Genomic DNA, 23,995 nt, shown 5'->3' on the forward strand with positions numbered 1-23,995 from the left:
TCGACCGGATGCCTTCGGGCCATCGGCGGCGGCCCATAGAACGGCCAGCCGCTTTTTTGTTGTCTAGTGCTCAAAGAGCGAAGCGTTAGCACAACTAAAAATAGGGCAACCAAGCCAGCCGGAACTTAATGGAGACCGTAAACCGCGTGCGCGCCAAAACGACCGAAGATCGTAAGCTTATCGAGATATTCGAGCCGATTGCCGAGGCACTGGGCCTTGATATCGTGCGGGTGCGTCTGATGGGTTCCAATACGCCGGGGGGCGCGCGCCGGTTGCAGGTCATGGCCGAGCGCAAGTCTGACGGCGATATCAATGTCAATCAGTGCGCACGTCTGTCGCGCGCTATTTCGGCCTATATGGACGAAGCTGATCCGATCACGGGTGAGTATATCCTTGAGGTGTCTTCGCCCGGTATCGACCGGCCGCTGACCCGCCTTAAGGATTTTGAGACCTATGAGGGCTATGAGGCCCGTATCGAGCTTGATCGGCTGGCCGAGGGCCGCAAGCGCTTTCGCGGTATTCTGGCGGGTATCGAAGACGATCATGTGGCGATCGACCTTGAAGGCGAAGAGGAAACAGCGCTCATGCCGTTTGCCTGGGTGGTTGATGCCAAGCTGATCCTGACCGACGAACTGATGAAGGAGGGGGCTGAAAAAGCTGCCGCCCGTCGCGAGGCCGGTGAGGAAGACGACGATTTTGACGATGGCGATGATGGTGTCTTTGCCAACGACGATGACGATTTAGAAGAGTTTGACGACGAAGCGTTCGATGATGACGACTTCGGCGACGACGACGATGACCAAGAGGGAACAAAGCCATGAGCTTTACCGGAATTAGCGCCAACCGCCTTGAACTGCTGCAAATTGCCGATGCGGTTGCGCGTGAAAAGCAGATCAGCAAGGATGTGGTGATCGAATCGATCGAAGAAGCCATTCAAAAGGCTGCCCGGTCGCGTTACGGCGCCGATCATGATATCCGCGTGCACATCGATGCCCGTACCGGTGAAATGACCATCACCCGTTATGTCACGGTCGTGCCGGACGAAGAGCTGGAAAACGAATACGCTCAAAAATCTCTGACCGACGCCCTGAAAGACGACAAAGAAGCCTTTGTCGGCAAGTCTTACGAAGAGGTTCTGCCGCCGTTTGAGCTGGGCCGTGTCCAGACCCAGATGGCCCGTCAGGTCGTCACCCATAAGGTGCGCGAAGCTGAACGTGAGCGTCAGTATGACGAATTTAAGGATCGCGTCGGCGAAATCGTCAACGGCACCGTCAAGCGCGTCGAATATGGTAATGTCGTTGTCGATCTGGGCCGTGGCGAAGGCATCATGCGCCGCGATCAGTCGATTCCGCGTGAAGCTTTCCAGATCAATGACCGTATCCGCGCCTATATCTATGACGTGCGCCGTGAGACCAAGGGCCCGCAGATCATGCTGTCGCGGGCGCATGGCGGCTTCATGGCCAAACTGTTTGCCCAGGAAGTGCCGGAAGTTTATGACGGCGTGATTGAAATCAAGTCGGTGTCGCGTGACCCCGGTTCGCGTGCCAAGATGGCCGTGTTCTCGAATGATAGCTCTATCGATCCGGTCGGGGCGTGCGTCGGTATGCGCGGTTCGCGTGTTCAGGCGGTCGTCGCCGAACTGCAAAACGAAAAGGTTGATATCATCCAGTGGTCGCCGGATGACGCGACCTTTATCGTGAACGCTCTGGCGCCTGCCGAAGTGTCGAAGGTGGTTCTGGACGAAGAAGAAGACCGCGTTGAAGTGGTGGTGCCGGATGAGCAACTGTCACTCGCCATCGGCCGCCGCGGCCAGAACGTGCGTCTGGCGTCGCAGCTTACCGGTTGGCAGGTTGATATCATCACCGAATCGCAAGACTCTGAGCGCCGTCAGAAGGAATTTGCCGAACGCACGGCCCTGTTCCAGGAAGCGCTTGATGTCGATGAGGTTATCGCTCAGCTTTTGGTGACCGAAGGCTTCACCACGGTCGAAGATCTGGCCTATATCGATGAAAATGAAATCGCCGTCATCGAAGGCTTTGACGAAGATACCGCCTCCGAGCTTCAGGCCCGTGCCCGTGATTTCCTTGAAAAAGAAGTGGCGGAGCTGGATGCCAAGCGTGTCGCTCTGGGTGTCGATGACGATCTGCTGACCGTTAATGGCATCACGCTCGCTATGGCTGTGGCGCTCGGTGAAGCGGGTGTGAAGACGGTTGAGGATCTGGCCGATCTGGCGACCGACGAAATCCGCGGTGGCTATGAGCAGCGCGGCGCTGACCGGGTTAAGGTGGCTGGTGCGCTGGAAAGCTTCAGCCTGTCGGTACCGGACGCGGAAAGCCTGATCCTCAATGCTCGCGTCGCCGCTGGCTGGATCGAAGCCCCGGAAGTCGAGGCTGAACCTGAGTCCTATGACGATGAAGGGAGCGCGACCGCAGATGACGTCGCCGAAACCGAACAATGATCCGGTTGTAACCTCTCAGTCTGATACGAACCTGTCTTCGGCGTCCGATTTTGAACGGATTGCCGAAGATGGGGTTGAAATCCTGTGCGAGCCTGCCCATGTGAAGGGGCTGAAGCGTCGTGACATTGCCTCTGGTGAAGCGGCGGATGTTGCGGGCCTGATCCGTTTTGTCATTGGCCCCGATGGGCAGGTGACGCCGGATCTGTTGCAAAAGCTGCCGGGTCGCGGCCTGTGGGTTAAGGCGTCGCGTGACAGCCTTGATCTGGCCGTCAAGAAAAACCTGTTTGCCCGGGCGGCTAAGCGTCAGGTCAGGGCCAATGCTGATCTGTCGGATACGGTATGTCATCTGTTGCGCAGGCGGTGTCTTGACTTGCTGGGGATGGCGCGCCGTGAAGGCGAGATTATCTCAGGCTTTGAAAAAGTCATGGCGGCCATCCGCTCCGGTAAGGCGACATGGCTGATTGAAGCGACGGACAGTGCCGATGATGGACGTTCAAAGATTTTGGCGCTGGCTAGGGCTGTGGGTAGTGGGGCTTCGGTTTCGCCCAAAGTGTGCGGACTATTCAGTAATGACGAGCTAAGTCTGGCGCTGGGCCTTGAGAACGCGGTCCATCTGGCGCTGGTGAACGGTAAGCGCATCAGGCGCTGGAAGCACGAAGTGACGCGCCTGTCAGGGTTTGCGTCGCTCGTACCGCCACACTGGAACTATACGGAGGGTGCGCAAGCCACAGCACCTGATTAATACGCCGACGTGCGGATGAATTATCGACCTTGGGCCTATTATGCCTAGTATTTTGAGGCTCAAGGCAGTAAGAACGCCACAATTCATTGCCTGGGCGGGCTATGGCTCGCATTTTGGCAATTTTTGCGGATGGGTAGTTGAGCGAAACGATCTTCGTTTCCAAAAGGATTATAAGCTAGCGAATGAGCGACGCGAACGATAAGAACGATGGGCCGAAAGGCGACAATACACGGGCACCTCTCACCTTGAAGCCGCGTGTCGGCGGCAGTGTGTCGACCGGCACGGTGAAGCAAAGCTTCAGCCACGGCCGCTCCAAGACCGTGGTGGTGGAAACCAAGCGCCGCATCGGTACGCCGCCGCCCGCCGGTGGCGGATCGCGTATTGAAGGCAATATGGCCGCAACCAAGCCGCAAAACACTCAAAATCAGGGCCAGCCACGCCCTCAGTCCGCGCCGCGCCCTGCCCAAGGCGGCAATCCCGGCGGCTTGCGTCAGGAAGAGCTGGATGCGCGTCGCCGCGTGATCGAGCAGGCCCGTGCCGATCAGGATCGTCGTGAGGCTGAAACACGCCAGCGCCAGCAGGCCGATGCCGCCCGCCGCGCCGCCGAAGAGGCCTCAAAGCCCGCAGCCGCCGAACCTGTTAAGTCGGAGGCACCTGCGCCGGTAGCCGCGCCGACCCCGACTCCGGCTCCTGAGCCCGTTAAGGCGGAAGCGCCTTCGGTTCAGCTCAATCCGGCTATCGATCAGGCCCTGTCGCGTCCGGCCCGTGCGCCACGCGAAGATCAACCGCGTCCGCGCTATGATCAGCGCACGCCCGACAGCCGTAATGATCGTCCGCAAGGCGATCGTCATCAGGGTGACCGGCCAACCACGACCTATCAAGGTGGCCGCGACCGTCCTCAGGGCGATCGTCCTCAAGGGGATCGTCCTGGTTATCAGGGCAATCGTTCGCAAGGCGACCGGCCTCAAGGCGATCGCCCGCCGTTTAACCGCGATCGCCCGCAAGGGGATCGTCCGGGTTATCAGGGCAATCGTCCGCAAGGCGATCGGCCCCAAGGTGACCGTCCGCCATTTAACCGTGATCGTCCGCAAGGCGATCGTCCACCGTTTAATCGCGACCGTCCGCAAGGTGACCGCCCTCAGGGTGATCGTCCGCCGTTTAACCGTGATCGTCCGCAGGGCGATCGTGGACCGCGTCCGGCCGCCGGTGAAACCGTCCGCTATTCGGCCAATTCACCGCGTCCGCCGCGTCCTGGCACAGGCGTTTCGGCCAATGCGCCGGCGACGCCTGAGGTTGATCGTATCCGCTCATCGCGGGGTGCGGTGCCTGCTGGTAAGCCTGCCGATGTCCGTGGCCGTGTCGGTGAAGATGATGATGCCCGCGGCAAGCGTGGCAAGGCGGGCGCGCCCGTCAAGGCCGTCTCGCAAACCCGTGGTGAACCTAAGCGCCGCGAAGGCCGCCTGACCTTGCAAGCCGTTGTCGGTGACGATGAGGGCTCGGCTGACCGGATGCGTTCACTGGCGTCGGTGCGCCGTGCGCGTGAACGTGAGCGTGAAAAGCGTAAGGGCTCACAGGCCGAACAGACCCGCACCGCCCGTGAAGTGGTCATTCCTGACGTCATTACCGTTCAGGAGCTGTCCAACCGTATGGCGGTTCGTGCCGTCGATATTATCAAGATGTTGATGAAGCAGGGCATGATGCTCAAGATCAACGACATTATTGATACCGACACGGCTGAACTGGTCGCGACCGAATTTGGTCACACCGTTAAGCGCGTGTCTGAATCCGATGTCGAAGAAGGCTTTATCGACGCCGAAGACCACGATGATGACACCGTTGTGCGGCCGCCGGTTGTGGCCGTCATGGGTCACGTTGACCACGGTAAGACTTCGCTTCTGGATGCTTTGCGCAAGGCCGATGTGGCAGCGGGTGAAGCCGGTGGCATCACTCAGCATATCGGCGCCTATCAGGTGCGTTTGCCGGCGGGTGAAAAGGTCACCTTCCTTGATACCCCAGGTCACGCCGCCTTCTCGGCCATGCGTGCCCGTGGTGCTAATGTCACCGATATCGTGGTGCTGGTCGTTGCCGCCGATGACGGCGTCATGCCGCAGACGATTGAGGCCATCAACCATGCCCGTGCCGCCAAGACGCCGCTGATCGTAGCCGTCAACAAGATGGATAAGCACGAAGCCAACCCGCAGCGCATCATCAATGAACTTCTGCAACACGAAGTCGTGGTGGAATCGCTGGGTGGTGATACACAGATTATCGAAGTCTCGGCCAAGACCGGTCTGGGCCTTGATAATCTGATCGAAGCCCTGTTGCTTCAGGCCGAAGTGCTTGACCTGCGCGCCAATCCTGACCGTACTGCCGAAGGCGTGGTCATTGAAGCCAAGCTCGACAAGGGCCGGGGTCCGGTGGCGACGGTTCTGGTCAAGCGCGGTACGCTGAAGCGTGGCGATATCGTGGTGGCCGGCTCAAGCTGGGGCCGCGTGCGCGCCCTGATCAATGAGCGCAATGAACAACTGGCTGAGGCGGGGCCGTCTGAGCCTGTCGAAATCCTGGGCCTTGATGGGGCACCCGATCCCGGTGATACGCTGGCCGTGGTCGAAAATGACGCCCGTGCCCGTGAAATTACCGAGTATCGTCAACGTCTGCGTCGCGAAAAGATGGTGGCTCCGGTGGGTGCCGTCTCTCTGACCGACATGATGTCGAAGTTGCAGGATAAGAAGCTGAAAGAGTTGCCGCTGATCATCAAATCGGATGTTCAGGGCTCGACCGAAGCGATTATCGGCTCGCTCGATAAGCTGGCGACCGACGAAGTTCGTGCCCGTATCATCCATTCGGGTGCCGGTGCGATTACGGAATCGGATGTCCAACTGGCCAAGGGTTCTAACTCTCCGATCATCGGCTTTAACGTGCGGGCTTCCAAGCAGGCGCGTGATCTGGCCGAACGTGAAGGCGTGGAAATCCGCTATTATGCGATCATCTACGACCTGATCGATGACATCAAGGGCGTGCTGTCGGGCATGCTGGCGCCGATCCAGCGCGAAACCTTCCTCGGCAATGCCGAAGTCCTTGAGGTGTTTGACATCTCCAAGGTCGGTAAGGTTGCGGGTTGTCGCGTCACCGAAGGCCGGGTCGAGAAGGGGGCGCGTGTGCGTATCCTGCGCGACAACGTCGTCATTCAGGAAATGGGTGTGCTTTCGACGCTCAAGCGCTTTAAGGATGAGGTCAACTCGGTCGTGGTCGGTCAGGAATGCGGTATGGCCTTCAATGGCTTCCAGGATCTCAAGGCCGGTGACTTTATCGAATGCTTTACGGTCGAAGAGATCAAGCGCAGTCTCTAGTCTTAAAAAGTTAAGCCTAAAATTAAGGGGTGTGGGGTCTGTGACCCCACGCCTTTTTTCTTTCATTTGAAACCTTTGACTTTTCGCAAGATTTGCCTGCTATAGCGGGACAAACCTTTGGAATACGCCTGTGCCTGATACGACCTTTTTCGATCCGTCTCATTACGTCCTGATCATCAAATGCCCGGATACGCGCGGTATTGTCGCGGCGGTGTCGGGCTATCTGAACGACAATGACATTTCGATCGTCGAGTCGAACCAGTTTAACGACGCGCAGGGTGACACATTCTATGTCCGGGTCGTGTTCCGTCAGGCGGGCGGGCGGATGCCGCCGATGCAGATTCTTGAAGAAGGGTTTAAGCCCATCGCGCATCGATTCAGCATGGAATGGAAAATCCATAACCTAAGCGTCAAGCCCAAGGTTCTGATTGCTGTGTCGAAATTCGGCCACTGCCTTTATGAGCTGCTGCACCGCTGGCGGGCGGGTTTGCTGCCGGTCGATATCGCGGCGGTGGTCTCAAACCACGAAGACATGCGCTCCTTTGTTGAATGGAACGGCCTGACCTATGTCCATCTGCCGATCACCAAAGACACCAAGGCCGAACAGGAAGCGCAGTTCCTGAAACTGATCGATGACCATCATGTCGATCTGGTGGTGCTGGCGCGTTACATGCAGATTCTGTCGGATGAAATGAGCCGTAAGCTGGATGGCCGCTGCATCAATATCCACCACTCGTTCCTGCCGTCATTCAAGGGCGCCAAGCCCTACCATCAGGCCCATCAGCGCGGGGTAAAGATCATCGGGGCGACGGCGCATTACGTTACCTCTGACCTCGATGAAGGCCCGATTATTGAGCAGGACGTTCAGCGTGTTCACCACGGTCATACACCGGAACAACTGGTGGCCATCGGTCAGGATATTGAGGCGCGCGTGCTGGCGCGGGCCGTGACCTGGCACTCTGAGCGCCGGGTGATTATCAATGGCAGTAAAACGGTGGTCTTCTCCTGAACCGTGTGAGCGGACGCAAAAGATTCTCTTAATAAGCGGTTAAATGCTCTTGTCAGGCGCAATTTGGCGTTGCAGTATCGGCCCCATACAGAGGGGCCTAATATCATGTCCGATGCCGTCATAACGGTTGTAAAAAAAGGGCGTAAGCGAAAACAACCCCAGATTTCAAATCTTTATATAACGCTTTACGGCGAATATGATGGCGTCGGTATGGGCTGCCTCAGCGATGACAGTCTTTATCTCACTCAGCGCGGTCTGGCGCGCCTGTGCGGGGTTCAGAATGCACATATCGGCACGATCAGTACCGACTGGCAAACTGATAAGCCGCGCATCCGGGCGATTAAGGCGCGGCTTGAAACGGTGAATGAAAACCGCTCAAGCCCTCACCGTGTCATGAGCCATAAGGGCCGCATCCAGCATACCTATGATATGGCGATGTGCCGGGCGATCCTCGCCTATTATGCCTTTGATGCAGGACGGCAGACCCAGCCGGAGGCCGAACTACATTTCAGGGCCTATGATGGTGAGGGGTTGGAAGCATATGTTCGGCATGCTCTGTTGGTGGGACTAAGCGCGGTTGAGGATGTGCCTGTGCAACCGATCCGTTTTCAGCCCGTTGTTGCAGAGATAGAAACTCCTGTCGCTCAGGCCGATGCCGTAAGCGATATGATCCGCTCGTACTACGATTTGTCGTTCATGATGGCACAGGCCTATGTGGCCTGGCTGAATGCACTGATGCAGCGGGCGGCGTGGAATAACCGGCTGGGTCTATATGTGCCGCTCAGGGCGTTTCTGACCTCTTGAACGGCACTTTTATTGTCAGATAGGTCGCCGCACGCCACAGCCATTCCAGCGGGCCGTACAGGAATGCCTTAAACCAAAGATGGGCAAAGCCGACCTGAGCGGCGAAGGCAGCCAGCCCGATCAGTATAGCTTCCGACTGGGTCATGGTGGCGTGCATCCCAAGGCCATAACCATAAAATACCGGTACGAAAATCAGCGATTGTGCGACATAAAGCGTCAGAGTCATCCGCCCGGCTGGAGCCAGAACGTTGAGCGCCTTGTGGGCAAGGCTGTAATACAGGCTCATGAAACCCAGCATAAGTGCCGCCATAACGCTCAGGTCAAACAGGCTGGAGACAACCGATCCAAACAGGCTGCGAGGCATGAACATGGCCTCTGACGCGGGCATCAACCCGGTAACTGAACCCCGAACGTGATAAAGCGTCAGGGCTGTCACAATGGCGATGACCAGTCCGATCACGCGAGCTTTCACAAACCGCGAGGGCTCGCGGAAAAAGCCGATCCGGCCCAGTACCATGCCGATCAGGGACAGACCCAAAATCTGGCTGAGGCGGCCGGATTCGTACATAAACAACCACTTAAACGCATGGCCGTCGGTGATATTCATGGCGATGGTATCGCTAAATCCGCCGCTTAAATACACTTCAGGAATCTTTGCGCTCCAGAACTTCAGGGGTTGATTGGCCCATTCGGCACCATTCAGGCCGCTGATAATTTGCGCCCACATCAAAGGCTGAGCCAAGAAAAACACGCCGATGGTAATGATCACGGCGTTGGATTTCAGACGGTAAAATGGCAGCAGAAACAGGCCCATAACGGCCAGAACCTGCAGCACATCGCCGCGATACCAGACCGCATGCGCACAGCCAATGAGGAATAAAACGACCAGTCTCCAGATAAACCGGCCGGTGAAATCAACACCCTTTTGGGCGGAGCGATCCATGATTATGAAGAACGATACCCCAAAACACAGTGCCAGCAGGGCAAAGGCCTTACCGGCAAAGATAGTGAATATGATATCGTGCCAGATAAGCTGGGCCGGATCGGTCACCGGATGGGCCCAGTAAAGCTCATAAAGCTCAGGCATATGGACGATGAACAGCCCAAACAGGGCAAAGCCGCGCAGGGCGTCTAGGCCCTCCATCCGCGGGGTGAATTCAGGTTTGGTCGGCGCCACGGTGTTTCCCCATATCTGTTATTCCGCCTGACTAATGCGGGCGCTTTTTTAGCCGTATAACAGGATTTGGAGCGTCGGGCCAGACGGGGTCAAACCGTCCGCAGTGGCCCGCCGTTGAAGATAAAGCTTAAGGTTTTTGAGCGGGCAATGCCCATATAAACGCCCCACGAACAGATCAGTGTGCCTGTGGTGGTCAGGGCAATCGACAGGATCGGTTCGATATCCAGCTTAAGACATATACCACTGAACACCAGCACAAACACCATGTGCCACAGATAGATAACAAACGAGGCATCCAGCAGCCGCGCCACCATCGGATGGGGTTTATTGGCCCACTTGTGCATCAGGCTGAGGAAAATCTGCGTCCCCAATAGTCCGCAGGGCAGCCAGTTAATGTTCTGAGCGATCTTACCGATGAAGGTTTGAGAGTGGTCGTAATATACAAACACACAAATCAGTGCCGCCCCCAGGATATAGGCAAATGCTGAGGGTTTGAGAAACCAGTCAAGCAGCTTGGGCTGGCTTGCCAATATGGCGCCCAAAAAGAAGGCCGGGCCGAACGCCAGGATCGAACGATACTCATACACACCAAACAGCAGGTCATGTTCCGCGCTCAAAATCCGGCCCAAAGCCGCCAGCCCAAGGCCCCAGCCAGACAGAAAGACCAGCATCAGGCACCAGACCAGATTGGGTTTGGTGCTGACCTTATCAAGAAAGCGCTGCGCCAGGTGGCCGGTCAGGCCGCGCTTATGAGCCGCCCAGAATAGCGCCAAAAGGCCAATCAGAGCCAAAAGCGTAATCAGGAACCAGCGGTGGGTGACCCATTGCGGCGACAGGGTTGTGACCATGCTCAGCCAATACTCGAAAGCCGGCGGGCCCTCCCGGCCGGGGGTTATGGCGATGGCCGCCATTTCAAGCGGGGCCAGCAGCAGGCTGCCCAAAACGACGGGGACACCCAGACGCACGAATTGCCGGTCGAACCATTTTCTGACCTCGGTCCGCTTCAGGATCAGCAGCGAGAAACATCCGCTGATGAAAAAGAACGCAAACATCCGAAAGCTGTGGGTCAAGGCGGCAAAAATAGTGGCAAAATGCGAAGTGTGAGCTGAGGTGATCAGCCAGTCCTTATGTTCGCTGAAGACCATAGCCGCGTGATAAGGGATGCCCATCAGCAGCATAAGTACGCGGCAGGTATTGAGATAATGAAGCCGGTTGCCCGCAGATTCGCGCACGATCTGACCCCTCATAGCTTCGAGGGCATCTATGGTCTGCAATTCCCAGTCTTCAGGCAGGAAGCCGAGATAGTCCTCAATCGCCAGAGAGATCTGCACATAGGACAGTGAATCCCCGGATAGGGACGCAAAAGTGGAACTGCCATCCAGCGCTTTGGCACCGGACAGAGCCGCATATATGGCTTCAATGCTGGCCCAGCGTGACTTGGGTGCCGAGTAGTCATTGGCTGCTGCCTTTGGGCTTTCGGCCTGGCGCAACAGAGCCTGATAATCGGTTTTACCGTTGGACAGCCGCGGCATAGCGTCAAGTTTAAGCACTGAGACCATAAAGGCCGGCAGTTTATAGGTTTCACTGACCCATGCGCTCAAAGCGTCTGTGTCGGTCTCGGCGGTGGTGGCGATGACAATCTTATCGTCCGTGCCGGTGCAGGCAACCTCGCCTAAACGCTCCTGCAGTCTTTGCTCGACATCATCAAGGTTAAGCCGCACGCCGAAGGGTTTGATAAAGCGCTTGGCGCGACCGATGATATAGAACAGGCCGTCCGCGTTCCGGCAGGCAATATCCCCGGTCAGGAGGTGAGGAAGCCGCTCGTCATGGGCAAGATCGGGCAGACTTTCCGCATAGCCCATCATCACATTATCGCCTTCATAGACCAGTTCACCGGGCATATCAGGTGCAGTGATCTCAGTGCCGTCCTCTGACTTGAGCCACAGGCGCCCACCGGGGATGGCGCGGCCGATACAGTCCGGATGCTGATGGGCCATGTCCGGCGGCAGATAGGCCATGCGCGGGGCGGCCTCGGTCTGGCCATACATCACAAAGAACTTCCAGCCCTGTTGTTGGCTGAGTTCGGTATAACGGGTAACCAGTGCGGGCGACAGTTTACCGCCCGCCTGGGTGACATAGCGCAGGGTTTTCAGATTATCGAGATAGCGGCTGCGTTCCAGAACTTCGAAGCTATAGGGCACACCAGATAATCCGGTCACCTTGTGTGCTTCAACCGCCTGCCAGAGTTCGGGATCAGTGAACGAGGCTTCGCTCAGGGCGACCGATCCGCCACACAACAGATGGCTGTGCAGGATCGACAGGCCAAAAGAATAGCTGAACTTGAGATTAAGCAGAGCGCGGTCTTTGGCCGTCAGTTCAAGATATTGTGTAATTGATCGGGCATTGGCCTGCAGGTTCTTAACCGACAGCTTGACCAGTTTAGCGGTGCCGGTTGAGCCTGATGTTGACAACAGCACACTGACGTCCGGATGCAGGCCCAGACCTTGCGTGTGGCGCACCGTAATGTTGCCGTCAGAGTCTTCTGGGCGGATCACGAAATGCGGATTATAGCGGGCAATCAGATCGTCCAGACGCGCCGGCTCATAGTCCGAATACAGATGAACCGCATAGCCGGCTCGCAGACAGGCCAGATACCGCACCACGGATTTGGCATCATTGCGTACGCCCAGAAACACCAGTGCCTTCTGATCCGGCAAGGCGCCTTTCAGGTGTCCGGCCAGTTGATCGCAGCGTGCCGACAGGTCGCCATAGCTGATTTTGACATCACCCTCGATCAGAGCGATCGAGCGTGAGGGGTGTGTCAAACTGAAAAACGAGGCGGTTGCCATGCGATAATCCGGTGTCGGGCGTATTGGATCGTGGTTTGTGCAATTCCCATACCAAGAGCCGTATTAAATATCGGGAATTTTAGAAGTTTTCCGTCGGTTACGCTTTATGCGGTAATCATTACCCTACACATCTTAAAAAGCAGAAATATCTCGGCGGTGCAACATAGATGAGGATGTGGCCCTAAAAGCGGTTTGATACTTTTTGGATGCGCTTTAATGAAAATGATTTATAAGGCGCGGATGAAACGAGCATCTTATACATCCGGCAAAGGCCAAAAGGCTGAAAGCTTAGGCCCCTCTCAGCGACAATTGCGCGCCGGGGAACTGGTTCGCCACGCGCTGGTTGAAATCCTGCGCGAAGAAGAAATCCACGACGAAGCCCTGCACGGGGTATCGATCACCGTGACCGAAGTGCGCTGTTCGCCTGACCTGCGTCATGCGACTGTGTTTGTCGAACCGCTGGGGGCGGGTTTGCTGACCGGTGTGGCACCTGAGAAGGTGGGGCCTGCCATTGATGCGCTGAACCGTCATGCCAAGTTTATGCGCGGCGTGCTGGGTCGCATGATCGACATGAAGTTTACGCCCGATCTGAAATTCCTGCACGACGAAAGCTTTAACGAAGCCTCGCGCCTCAATGCGCTGTTCTCCCGCCCGGAAGTGGCGCAGGATTTGGCGCACGAAGAAGACGACGAAGACTGATGGGTCGCACTAAAAAAGGCGATCCGGTCAGCGGCTGGGTCTGTCTCGATAAGCCCTATGACATGGGATCGACCGACGCGGTCTCTAAAATCCGCCGGCTGTTTAATGCCCAGAAGGCCGGTCATGCCGGAACGCTTGATCCGCTGGCGTCGGGGATTTTGCCGATTGCGCTGGGTGAGGCGACCAAGACCGTACCCTATCTGATGGAGGCCGATAAGGTTTACCGGTTCCGCATCAAATGGGGTCAGACCACCAACACCTATGACGCTGAGGGTGCGGTCACGGCCACGTCGGATGTGCGCCCGGATGAGGTGGCGATCGTTAAGGTTTTGCCCGCCTATGTGGGCGACATTGAGCAGGTGCCGCCGGCCTTTTCGGCGATCAAGGTTGACGGTAAGCGCGCCTATGATCTGGCCCGCGACGGTATCGAGGTGGAGCTGGAGGCGCGCACCGTGCGGGTCTTTGACCTGCGACTGGAAGCCATAATCAGTGCTGATGAGGCCGAGTTTATACTCCACTGCGGCAAGGGCACCTATGTACGCTCGCTGGCCCGTGATATCTGTCTTGATCTGGGGGCGTGCGGCCATGTGTCGTTCCTGCGCCGGGAGCGGGTTGGGGCGTTTGACCTGACCAACACAAAAACACTGGAAAACCTTTTGGAAATGGTGCATAGAGCCGCCTCCTTGGAGGCTTTGCTTGCGGTTGAGACGGCGCTGGACGACATCCCGGCGTTGCCTGTGACCGAAGATGAGGCTTTCAGGCTCAAGCGGGGTCAGGCTTTGACCCTTCTGCCGCGTCAGGTGGAATGGCTCAAAAGTGCCTTTGAAATTCGTCATCAGGCGGGTCGCAAAGAACACTTAAGAACCGTTCAGGCGCGTCACGAAGGCGAGGTTCAGGCCCTGTGCGAATTACGGGCAGGTCAGCTATGGCCCACCCGGATTCTTAATCCTTAACTCTCTAATGATGGAGAAACACGATGTCGATCACTCCCGACCGTAAGGCCGAACTGATCCATACCCACGCCCGCAGCGAAGCTGATACGGGTGGCGCTGAAGTCCAGATTGCAATCCTCACTGAGCGGATTTCCAACCTGACCGAACACTTCAAGACGCACAAAAAAGACAACCACAGCCGCCGCGGCCTTCTGAAGATGGTTTCGCAGCGTCGTCGTCTTCTGGACTACCTCATTTCTCGTGACACTGAGCGCTATAAGGCGATCATCGAGACTCTGGGTATCCGCCGCTAATCCTTGCGGTAAAATCACAAAAGGGCTTGGGGCCAAACCTCAAGCCCTTTTTGCTATTCGCGTATCATCACCGCGAAGCCAGCTTCGCCCGGCTCCTCACTAAAAAGTTCAATGGAACTTTCGCGTAAAATGCGATATGGGGCGCGGGCATAGTTAAATATCGATGCACACTAAAATGTCGCGCTTTCGATTCCGAAAACCGCCAAAACAACAAAGAGCACTTTTCGGAAAGCGCTTCGCACCATTGGGAATGGGCCTGATGGGAACTGAAAGAAAAATACATGTTTGATATCAAAAGAAAAACAATTGACTGGGCTGGCCGTAAGCTGACCCTTGAGACCGGCCGTATCGCGCGTCAGGCAGATGCTGCGATCCTCGCCACCTACGGTGAAACCACCGTTTTGGCCACGGTCGTGTACGCACGTTCGCCAAAGCCGGGGCAGGATTTCTTCCCGCTGACCGTCAACTATCAGGAAAAGACCTTCGCCGCCGGCAAGATCCCCGGTGGTTATTTCAAGCGCGAAGGCAGGCCATCTGAAAAAGAAACCCTGGTGTCGCGTCTGATCGACCGTCCGATCCGCCCGCTGTTCGTTAAGGGTTTTAAGAACGAAGTTCAGGTTGTGGTCACTGTCCTGTCGCACGACATGGAAAATGATCCCGACATTCTGGCGATGGTCGCGACCTCAGCGGCGTTGACCCTGTCGGGCGTGCCGTTCATGGGCCCTATCGGTGGTGCCCGCGTGGCTGTGATCGACGGCGAGTTCGTGCTGAACCCGACCGTGGATCAAACCAAGGAATCCTCGCTTGATCTGGTGGTTGCCGGAACGCAAGACGCCCTTATGATGGTGGAATCTGAGGCTCAGGAACTGTCGGAAGACAAGATGCTGGGTGCCTTGATGTTCGCCCATGCCGGTATGCAGCCGGTCATCGATGCCATCATCGAACTGGCCGACCACGCGGCCAAAGAGCCGTTCGAGTTCGAAGCCGAAGACTTCTCAGAGGTCGTCACCCAGATCAAGGGTCTGGTCGGCAACGACATCCGCGAAGCCTATACCCATCAGGCTAAGGAACAGCGCCGCAATGCGGTCGGTGATGCCAAGAAAAAGGCCTCTGCGGCTCTGGTGAAGTCCGACGAAAACCCGGACGGCGTCGATGCCGCCATCTTCGGTTCGGCCTTCAAGGAATGTGAAGCCGACGTTCTGCGTCGTGACATCATCGATCATGGCCGCCGCGTTGACGGTCGTCCGGTCGATAAGGTTCGTCAGATCGTGTCGGAAGTCGGCGTCCTGCCGCGCACCCACGGTTCGGCCCTGTTCACCCGCGGTGAAACTCAGGCACTCGTCGTCGCCACCCTGGGCACCGGCGATGATGAGCAGTTCATCGACAGCCTGGAAGGCACCTACAAAGAAAAGTTCCTTCTGCACTATAACTTCCCTCCGTACTCGGTGGGCGAAACCGGCCGTATGGGCTCGCCCGGCCGTCGCGAAATCGGTCACGGTAAGCTGGCCTGGCGGGCGATCCGTCCGATGCTGCCGTCGGCGGAAGAGTTCCCGTACACCGTGCGCGTGGTCTCTGAAATCACTGAGTCCAACGGTTCATCCTCGATGGCCACGGTATGTGGTACGTCGCTGGCGCTGATGGATGCCGGTGTGCCGCTGAAGTCGCCGGTATCGGGTATTGCTATGGGCCTGATCCTGGAAAAAGACGGCTTTGCGGTTCTGTCGGATATTCTGGGTGACGAAGATCATCTGGGCGACATGGACTTTAAGGTCGCCGGTACCGTCAACGGTATCACCTCGCTGCAAATGGACATCAAGGTTCCCGGCATCACCGAGGAAATCATGACCAAGGCGCTGCGTCAGGCCAACGAAGGCCGTCTGCACATCCTTGGGGAAATGAACAAGGCCATTTCCGGTGCCCGTGAAGAGCTGGGTGAGTTTGCGCCTAAGATCGAAACCATCAAGATCGCGACCGACAAGATCCGTGAAGTGATCGGCACCGGCGGTAAGGTTATTCGCGAAATCGTCGAAAAGACCGGCGCGAAGATCGACATCGCTGACGACGGCACCATCAAGATCTCGGCCTCTGAGCAGTCCAAGATCGACGCCGCCCGCGAGTGGGTCAAGTCGATTGCCTCTGAACCCGAAGTCGGCGCCATCTATAACGGTAAGGTCGTGAAGGTCGTCGATTTCGGCGCGTTCGTGAACTTCTTCGGTGCTAAGGACGGCCTGGTCCACGTCTCCCAGATCAAGAACGAAAAGGTGGCAACCGTCGCTGACGTTCTGAAAGAAGGCGACGAAGTCAAGGTCAAGTTCATGGGCTTTGACGATCGCGGCAAGACCAAGCTGTCGATGAAGGTGGTCGATCAGGCAACTGGCGAAGACCTGACTGAAAAGCTGGCGGCTGAACGCGCGGCCCGTATCGAGGCCGGTGAAGAAGTGCCGTCGGAAGAACGTGCCGAGCGCTCCGACCGTGGTGATCGCGGCGACCGCCGTCCACCGCGCCGTCCGCGCCGTGATTAATAGGGTCTTAGACCCTGCACCCGTTAGCTTGGCAAGGCTGAACGGGTAAGGATAATCGAAAGGCGATTCCGTTTGGGGTCGCCTTTCTTTTTTGGTTAAGCTTTGTTGTAGCGACTCGCGGACTCTAAATCGAGAAAAAATCAATCCCCCCTAGTGATTTTTTATTCAAATCATTATATGTTGGTACATTAGGGGAACGTGCTATAGGCGCGTAAAAATTGTTATCATGAACCAGCAACGAATCCGTTTTCGAATTAATTGGGATAAGGCCATTGAAGCGGTCGACTTTTTGGCTCGCCATCAAAATGGAATTACTCAATATTACGTAGGTAAAGTATGCTACTTTGCCGACAAAGAACATATGCTAGACTACGGTCGCCCGGTTACTGGTGACCGATACATCGCTATGGAATACGGGCCTGTACCATCATCTATACGCGACTTGTTAAATGAACACTCTGATTTACCTGACGAAGTTCTAGATAATTTTCATTCACATATTCAAATAAAAAAGCACGGTAAAAAGCAGCATATTAACTCTATCTCAAATGGCGAACTCAGACATCTATCGGGAAGCGATAAGGATTATCTTCTTACTGCTTTAAATAAATATGGGAAGATGCCGTTCTCGGAGTTAACACGGATATCTCATGACGAAGCATGGGAAGAAGCTTGGGAGATTTCAGAGGCTTCTGTTATGAATCCAGCCACTTGGCTAAACGAACTTCCCGAAGAAGATCGAGAAACAGCTATTGCGTCTCTTACTGATAGGCGCGTGCGGATTGTCGTCTAATTTTCCACCGAAATGGACTGTATTAAAGATATGGTGCGCCCACTTAGCGCAACCACACAATAAATTTTGTATTGTAATAGACGCTAAAAAGGGCTGGTTTTTCTTCATAAATAGCGACCCGCCGGCCTTTAGAAAAGCTAAGAATCTCGCTGTTGAAATTGGTAACTTTGAAGCGCATTTTTTGTCACATACGAGTTATATAGATACGACTACTTTTGAAGAACTTTCAGAAGTATCTGTAAATTCAGCAATCAAAGACCCGGATCGAAATATGGGTTTGCTCATAAAATCTGTCCAAAAGAAAATTAAAGATATGGTGTCTTCTCATCATGTCTTACCGCCAGAACCGCGTGAAATAGTGCTTGATGACAATTAAAGACCAAATCCTCGACCGGGGCGCGATATTGCTGCTGGCCAATAAGGGCGAGCCGGTAAAGCTTATCGGCTGTGAGATCGAAGAGGCCGATCTGTCGGATTTTATCCTCAACGGCTGGGTGTTTGAGGACTGTATCCTGCGTAAAACCAAATTCAAATCCGCCAAGCTGGAACATGCTCAGTTCATCGGCTGCAAGGGCGGGCAGGCCGATTTTACCTCCGCTGATCTGACCGAAGCGCAATTCACCGCCTGCGATTTCAATAACACCTCATTCAAGGGTGCGATCCTGCCGCAAGCCGTCTTTAAACGCTGCAAACTGACGGGTGCGAATTTCAGCGACAGTCGCAATATTGATGTGACCTTTGAAGAGTGTCGCCTGAACGATGCTCATTTGCGCGGGTTTTCGTTCAGCAAGCAGACGCTGAAATCGCTGGATATGCACAATGCCGATCTGCAACGCTGCGATTTCAGAAAAGCGGTGTTTGAGGACTGCTCCCTCCGCGACGCCATTCTGGACAATGCCCGCTTTGAAGGGGCTGATCTGCGCGGGACGGACATTGGCGGGGTGCGCCTTGAGGATGCCCGCCGCTTCAAAGGGGCAACGATTTCGCGCGCTCAGGCCGCAGAACTTCTGTCCGAACTGGGCCTGAAAGTGCTATAAGCTATAGACCGGTATCCTTAAACCGGTTTAGGTTTCCGTAGCGTAAGGTAAGCGTTATCATCAACCGCAAATAGCTTGTGACCCATATAAAAACCGGCTACGCAAACGCCGTTACCTTAGGGTGACATAGCTGTAACTGGAAAATTTAATGCACTCAAAAACCTTTAAGGCCTCGCTGGGGAGCGCTAGGGCCTTAACTGCTACCGCCATGACAAGCGTCGTGGCGATGGCGGGCGCATATGCCGTACCGGTATATGCGGACACCGAAGATGTGACTGAGGTCGTGGTCACGGCCCAGAAACGGGCCGAGCCTCTGGCCACAACGCCATTGTCGGTTGCGGTCGTCACGGGCGATCAACTCAGGCAGGCGGGCGCTCATGACCTCAAGGATCTGCAAAGCCTGACGCCGTCGCTGATCGTCACCTCCACCGCCAACGAAGCCCAGACCACGGCCCGCCTGCGCGGTATCGGCACGGTCGGTGATAATCCGGGTCTGGAATCCTCGGTCGGCGTGGTCATTGATGGCGTGGTGCGGGCGCGTACGGCCACGGCCATGAGTGATCTGGGCGAGGTCGAGCGCATTGAAATCCTCAAAGGGCCGCAGTCGGGCCTGTTTGGTAAGGGTGCCTCCGCCGGACTTATTCAGGTGGTAACTAAGACCCCGGAATGGCAGGCGCGGCAGGCTCTGGAACTGACCGCCGGTGAGCAGGGTACGCTCGGCGTGGCGGGCTATGCCACCGGGCCGCTCAGTGACACCGTGGCCGGATCGCTGAACCTGACCTACCGCAGCCGTGACGGTCAGTACAAAGTTCATACCGGCAATGGCCCGCGCAGCGACGACCGAGACAATGATCAGAACTATTATTCGGCCCGCGGCCAGCTTGTGTTCGTGCCCAACGATACGGTGCGTGTGCGCGTAATCGGTGACTACACCAAGCGTGATGAAAACTGCTGCGCTGGCGTGGCCATCGCTAAGGGGGCGACGTCCGCCTATATCGACCTTCTGGCCCCCGACAGTGGGGTGGCGCAGACGATCAATGTCGAAGGCCGCGAAGTCTGGTCGAACCGCTCAACCGCGCAAAGCCTGACCGATGCGGGCATCTCGGTTGAAACGACGGTCAGGCTGTCTGAGACGGTCGATCTGACCTCGATCACCGCCGCGCGCCACTGGGATCACACCAACGGTTATGATGCGGATTTTTCAACGGCCGACATCTATTATCGCGAACCGGACGGCGGGTTCGGCAATCGTTTTGATACCCTCAGTCAGGAACTGCGGATCGCCGGTCGCACGCCAAAGCTGGACTGGATGGTGGGTCTTTATCTGTCGTCCGAAGATTTGACCCGCCATGATCAGTATATTTATGGCCCGGCCTATGAGCCCTATCTGGGGCTGCTTTTGTCGGCGGGCGCTAATATCAACCGCGTGTCCCAGCTTACCGGACGACCCGTGGGGCAGTCTTTTGTGGCTGGCGAAGGCATGAATGATGTCTATAACCAGAAAGAGCGAAATATTGCTCTGTTCACGGACAATAGCTGGTATGTTACCCAAACCGTGACCGCGACCCTGGGGCTGCGCGTCAACAAACAGGACAAGAACCTGATCAGCCGCCACACCAATTCCGATGGCGGTGTGGCCTGTGCGGCGGCCCAAAGCGTCAATATCGGCGGGGTTGGCACGATCTGTCAGTCGTTTGCCAATCCGGCCTTTAACAATCTGTCCTATGGCCAAAGCCATGAGGAGGAGGCCACGACCGGCTCTTTCCGCGTGAAATGGCAGGCCCTGCCGTCACTGATGACCTACGTGTCCTATGCGCGTGGCTGGAAAGGGGCGGGCTACAACCTCGACCGTGAGCAGACGGCGACGTTTGCGGCGGATAAGGATACATCCTTTGCGGCGGAAACGTCTGAATCCTATGAGGTTGGTCTTAAGGGTCGGTGGCTACGCGGGCGGCTGGCGCTCGATGCCGCCGTATTTGATCAGTCGTTCGAGGATTTTCAACTTAATACGTTTCTGGGCACCAGCTTCCTCGTAAAATCGATCCCTGAGCTTAAATCACGCGGTGTGGAGTTTGAAACGCGCTACTCTATACCCTCCGCAGGGTTAAAGCTGTGGGGCGGGGCGACCTTTGCTGAGGCCCAGTTCGGGCCGCAAACCGTGGCGGGGTTGCCCAAGCTTACCAACCATAGGGCGGCCTTTGCGCCCAAGTGGTCGGTAACGTCTGGTATCGATTATCAGCGTGAGGTGGCGAATTGGATGCTGCGCGCCAATCTGACGGCGCGTTATAATTCGGCCTACAATACCGGCTCAGATCTGGCGGCGATCAAGGTGCAGGAAGCGTTTACGCTTCTTAATGGCCGCCTGTCCCTGTCGAAACCGGATGACAGCGTGGCGGTTGAGCTGTGGGGGCAGAACCTGACCGATGAGACCTATTATCAGGTCGTGTTCGGTGCGCCGTTCCAGTCAGGGACGTTTAACGCGTTCCTGTGTCAGCCCCGAACTCTCGGACTTACTTTGCGGCTAAGGCGTTAGACGCTGTTCTTTTTATCCATTTCTTCGTTGTCTGCGCTTGCAGGTATTATATATACCTGCGGCGCTTGACGCCTAGAACTGAACAAAAATTCCTAGCGTCTAACTTGGACGTATTAATTCTGGTAAGCCGCTCCATTGACCGATGATATTCGAAAACCCTACGCCGTATCGGTGCTGACCATGTTCCCGGAAGCCTTTCCGGGGCCGCTGGATGTGTCGGTCATTGGCAATGCTAGAAAAGAATCTGGGCTGTGGACGCTGGAAACGGTGGACATTCGCGCCTTTTCGAGCGATAAGCGCGGCTTCCTTGACGACACCCCTGCGGGTGGCGGCCCCGGACAGGTGCTTAAAGCGGATGTTATCGCCAAAGCGCTTGATTCGATTGATGTTTCCAATCGACCGCTCATTTATATGAGTGCCCGTGGCAAACCGCTAACGCAAGACAGAGTCCGCGAATGGTCTGAGGCCGATGGCCTTATTGTCCTGTGCGGGCGGTTCGAAGGGGTGGATCAGCGGGTGCTCGATGCCCGCGGGTTCGAAGAAATCAGCGTTGGCGATGCCGTCCTTGCGGGCGGTGAATCGGCTGCGATGGTAACGATTGAGGCGACGTTGCGGCTTATTCCGGGGGTTCTCGGAGCCTCAGCCAGCCTTGAGAATGAAAGTTTTGAGGATGGTCTCCTTGAGCACCCGCAGTACACGCGACCGCGGACGTTTGAGGGCCTCGACATCCCCGAAGTTCTATTGAACGGCGACCACAAAAAAGCGGCCGCCTGGAAACAGGCACAAAGAGAGGCAACCACGAAGGAACGCAGACCCGATCTGTGGGCGGCGTATCTTTCCAAATCACAGGCAAAAGGCACCTAAGCCTCAACTATGTGCATCTGCACGAACTAGGAGTTATATTATGAACCTGCTTCAAAAGCTCGAAGCCGAAGAATGCGCCAAGCTGCGCGCTGGCAAAACTTTCCCCGAATTTCAGCCGGGCGACACCGTCCGCGTCAACGTCAAGATCAAGGAAGGCGACCGTGAGCGCGTCCAGGCCTATGAAGGCGTTGTGATTGCCCGCGCCGGCGCTGGCATCAACGAAAACTTCACCGTCCGCAAGATCTCCTTCGGTGAAGGCGTCGAGCGCGTATTCCCGCTGTTGTCGCCGATGATCGACTCGATCGAAGTCAAGCGCCGCGGTGTCGTCCGTCGCGCCAAGCTGTACTACCTGCGTGATCGTCGTGGTAAGTCGGCCCGTATCGTTGAGCGTTCGCAGAACTCGACCCGCGGCTCGAAGGGCGCTGAGCTGCGCGCTCAGATGGCGGCCCAAAGCGAGTCGTCTGAGGGCTAATCGCCTTTTTAGTCAGATAAATAAAAAACCCACCCGCGATTTTCGCAGGTGGGTTTTTTATTTGTTCGATTATGCTGAAGCCTTACCTCAAGATGCAACAGATTGTCCGTATGGTCTGAACTCAGGCAAAATCTCTGCAATCGCCTCGAAGTAAGGCGCAAACCTTGCCAGCAGTTTGATCATCGCGTCTGATATTTCCTTGGCGTCCTGAATGTTGTCTATATCGACGGCGTTATTTTTCAGGAATTTGGAATACTTTTTACCCGCCTCCGCTGCGCCGGACTGGAAGCGGATATCTTTAAGGTCTTGGGTCTCAGCCAATGATTTAATGCGCTCGATGATGTCTGCTCGAAATTTGGAGTCGGCAATTGGGCCGACTTCTGCGATCAGACGCAACTTACCCTTTGTACCGTCTTCGCCAGTCTCCAGTCGAAACCAGCAGATCATCGGATAGCCTGCCCACCATTTTTCACAACCAGCCCAGCTATAAAGGCCGCTACCCAAATTCGTAAACCAGCTTTCCGGTAGAAAACTGTACTTCCAATGGTTATGCCAGTCATACATAAACCGGCCATGCCCTGTTTCTGTAATCCCACCGCTTTCAAGATTTTCACCGAATAATGCTTCTGCAGCTATTATGAAATCTGTGGCGGCCCCATGCTCCATAATAAAATCCAGCACCTTTTTATGTGTGCGATAAAGATCACGAGCAAGCTGTTCCATATCGTTTTGATCTTGGCTCATGCCGGTTTCTTCCTCAATAATTTCTATATAGTGTCGTAAAAAGGTAGTCACTTCCGTGCCTAAAGCCTGTCCCGCCTGTGCAACCATCGGCGATAGAATTTCAGCTACGGTTTCATAACTTATCGGCACATAGGCTGGATCGTGTGGCTCCTCCTCCAGCAGGGTTAGGAATATGCCACGCACGGTCATATCAGGATAAATCGATCTGACCTTTTCAGCATATTTAACCAACTGCCCTTCGTGCTGGCGGCTATAATATTTGTTCTCGATAACAAAGGCCCATTTGCACTTGGGCGAAAAGACGAAAATATCGATGTTTTGCCATTCGCGTCGAATTTCGACATCGCGCAAATCAGCCTGAACAATATCGAGCGCTGTGGGTTTGTCCTGCCACCTTTTTCCCCGCAGCGCCTCGCTGAGGAATGCTTTCAGAAACCGGTCACCTAAACCGTGGGTTTCAAGCGGGTTCATCAACCAGCTTAAAATCGACGAATGACGGATCTCCATGCCTTCCATCTTCATGATCCGGATCGGATTGAAGCGGTTGAGGTAAGCGCCTAATTGTTCCATGCCGGCATTATTGACGAACAGGGCTTCCAGCTCATCGGTTTCCAAATTGCCAGTCATTTCAAGCTCCCCCAACATCCATATGATTCAAAATCCCAAACTAGTTTACTCGATCACCGTGGCAAGTAA

The 23,995-nt window shown here is 55.8% G+C and carries 19 protein-coding genes; 16 read left to right on the forward strand and 3 right to left on the reverse strand.

Annotated features, from left to right (window positions below; translation table 11 throughout):
• Positions 1-146: 146 nt before the first annotated feature.
• From rimP to PQU98_RS11895, 6 genes are all read left to right on the forward strand, one after another.
• The gene (gene rimP, locus PQU98_RS11870; RefSeq protein WP_272745499.1) at positions 147-821 is read left to right on the forward strand and encodes a ribosome maturation factor RimP; all 675 of its coding nucleotides are present in this window, start codon (positions 147-149) and stop codon (positions 819-821) included.
• Positions 818-2,458, forward strand: a complete 1,641-nt coding sequence (gene nusA, locus PQU98_RS11875; protein ID WP_272745153.1) for a transcription termination factor NusA — start codon at positions 818-820, stop codon at positions 2,456-2,458. Before rimP ends, nusA begins: the two co-directional genes overlap by 4 nt.
• The gene (locus PQU98_RS11880) at positions 2,433-3,200 is read left to right on the forward strand and encodes an RNA-binding protein (protein ID WP_272745154.1); all 768 of its coding nucleotides are present in this window, start codon (positions 2,433-2,435) and stop codon (positions 3,198-3,200) included. The genes nusA and PQU98_RS11880 overlap by 26 nt, the downstream gene beginning before the upstream one ends.
• A gap of 182 nt (positions 3,201-3,382) precedes the next feature.
• Positions 3,383-6,550, forward strand: coding sequence for a translation initiation factor IF-2 (infB, locus tag PQU98_RS11885; protein WP_272745155.1), 3,168 nt, complete (start codon positions 3,383-3,385; stop codon positions 6,548-6,550).
• Positions 6,551-6,680: 130 nt separating this feature from the next.
• Positions 6,681-7,559: a formyltetrahydrofolate deformylase gene (purU, locus tag PQU98_RS11890; RefSeq protein ID WP_272745156.1), complete on the forward strand. Its 879-nt coding sequence runs from the start codon at positions 6,681-6,683 to the stop codon at positions 7,557-7,559.
• 105 nt (positions 7,560-7,664) lie between these two features.
• Entirely contained in the window at positions 7,665-8,363 is a 699-nt protein-coding gene (locus tag PQU98_RS11895; protein WP_272745157.1) for a hypothetical protein, read from the forward strand.
• On the opposite strand, the gene PQU98_RS11900 is transcribed toward PQU98_RS11895, so the two are convergent.
• Both PQU98_RS11900 and PQU98_RS11905 read right to left on the reverse strand, forming a co-directional pair.
• Positions 8,341-9,540 carry a DUF418 domain-containing protein gene (locus PQU98_RS11900; RefSeq protein ID WP_272745158.1) on the reverse strand — a complete coding sequence of 400 codons (1,200 nt, stop codon included), beginning with the start codon at positions 9,538-9,540 and terminating at the stop codon, positions 8,341-8,343. The two genes, PQU98_RS11895 and PQU98_RS11900, sit on opposite strands and share 23 nt — an antisense overlap.
• Positions 9,541-9,629: 89 nt before the next feature.
• Positions 9,630-12,389 (reverse strand): AMP-binding protein, encoded by a 2,760-nt coding sequence (locus PQU98_RS11905; RefSeq protein ID WP_272745159.1) that lies wholly within the window; start codon positions 12,387-12,389, stop codon positions 9,630-9,632.
• Positions 12,390-12,629: 240 nt separating this feature from the next.
• Between PQU98_RS11905 and rbfA the strand changes: the two genes are divergently transcribed.
• The 10 genes from rbfA to rplS all read left to right on the forward strand — a co-directional run bounded on the left by rbfA (position 12,630) and on the right by rplS (position 22,555).
• Entirely contained in the window at positions 12,630-13,088 is a 459-nt protein-coding gene (rbfA, locus tag PQU98_RS11910; RefSeq protein ID WP_272745160.1) for a 30S ribosome-binding factor RbfA, read from the forward strand.
• Entirely contained in the window at positions 13,088-14,041 is a 954-nt protein-coding gene (gene truB / locus PQU98_RS11915) for a tRNA pseudouridine(55) synthase TruB (RefSeq protein WP_272745161.1), read from the forward strand. The genes rbfA and truB overlap by 1 nt, the downstream gene beginning before the upstream one ends.
• Positions 14,042-14,064: 23 nt before the next feature.
• The gene (gene rpsO / locus PQU98_RS11920) at positions 14,065-14,334 is read left to right on the forward strand and encodes a 30S ribosomal protein S15 (protein WP_272745162.1); all 270 of its coding nucleotides are present in this window, start codon (positions 14,065-14,067) and stop codon (positions 14,332-14,334) included.
• Between the two features lie 281 nt (positions 14,335-14,615).
• On the forward strand, positions 14,616-16,856 hold the full coding sequence (gene pnp / locus PQU98_RS11925; RefSeq protein ID WP_272745163.1) for a polyribonucleotide nucleotidyltransferase: 2,241 nt from the start codon (positions 14,616-14,618) through the stop codon (positions 16,854-16,856).
• Between the two features lie 226 nt (positions 16,857-17,082).
• Complete coding sequence (locus tag PQU98_RS11930) at positions 17,083-17,649, forward strand: Panacea domain-containing protein (RefSeq protein WP_272745164.1); 567 nt, start codon at positions 17,083-17,085, stop codon at positions 17,647-17,649.
• Positions 17,639-18,025 (forward strand): hypothetical protein, encoded by a 387-nt coding sequence (locus PQU98_RS11935; protein ID WP_272745165.1) that lies wholly within the window; start codon positions 17,639-17,641, stop codon positions 18,023-18,025. Before PQU98_RS11930 ends, PQU98_RS11935 begins: the two co-directional genes overlap by 11 nt.
• Positions 18,015-18,686 (forward strand): pentapeptide repeat-containing protein, encoded by a 672-nt coding sequence (locus tag PQU98_RS11940; protein WP_272745166.1) that lies wholly within the window; start codon positions 18,015-18,017, stop codon positions 18,684-18,686. The genes PQU98_RS11935 and PQU98_RS11940 overlap by 11 nt, the downstream gene beginning before the upstream one ends.
• A gap of 208 nt (positions 18,687-18,894) precedes the next feature.
• The gene (locus PQU98_RS11945) at positions 18,895-21,219 is read left to right on the forward strand and encodes a TonB-dependent receptor (RefSeq protein ID WP_272745167.1); all 2,325 of its coding nucleotides are present in this window, start codon (positions 18,895-18,897) and stop codon (positions 21,217-21,219) included.
• A gap of 180 nt (positions 21,220-21,399) precedes the next feature.
• Positions 21,400-22,083 carry a tRNA (guanosine(37)-N1)-methyltransferase TrmD gene (trmD, locus tag PQU98_RS11950; protein WP_438263877.1) on the forward strand — a complete coding sequence of 228 codons (684 nt, stop codon included), beginning with the start codon at positions 21,400-21,402 and terminating at the stop codon, positions 22,081-22,083.
• Positions 22,084-22,123: 40 nt separating this feature from the next.
• Positions 22,124-22,555, forward strand: a complete 432-nt coding sequence (gene rplS / locus PQU98_RS11955; RefSeq protein WP_272745169.1) for a 50S ribosomal protein L19 — start codon at positions 22,124-22,126, stop codon at positions 22,553-22,555.
• Positions 22,556-22,642: 87 nt separating this feature from the next.
• Here the strand turns inward: rplS and PQU98_RS11960 are convergent, their stop codons facing one another.
• Positions 22,643-23,926: a PDDEXK-like family protein gene (locus PQU98_RS11960; protein ID WP_272745170.1), complete on the reverse strand. Its 1,284-nt coding sequence runs from the start codon at positions 23,924-23,926 to the stop codon at positions 22,643-22,645.
• Positions 23,927-23,995: the final 69 nt, after the last annotated feature.

Origin of the sequence: Asticcacaulis machinosus, from assembly GCF_028550435.1 — a bacterium.
GTDB lineage: Bacteria > Pseudomonadota > Alphaproteobacteria > Caulobacterales > Caulobacteraceae > Asticcacaulis > Asticcacaulis machinosus.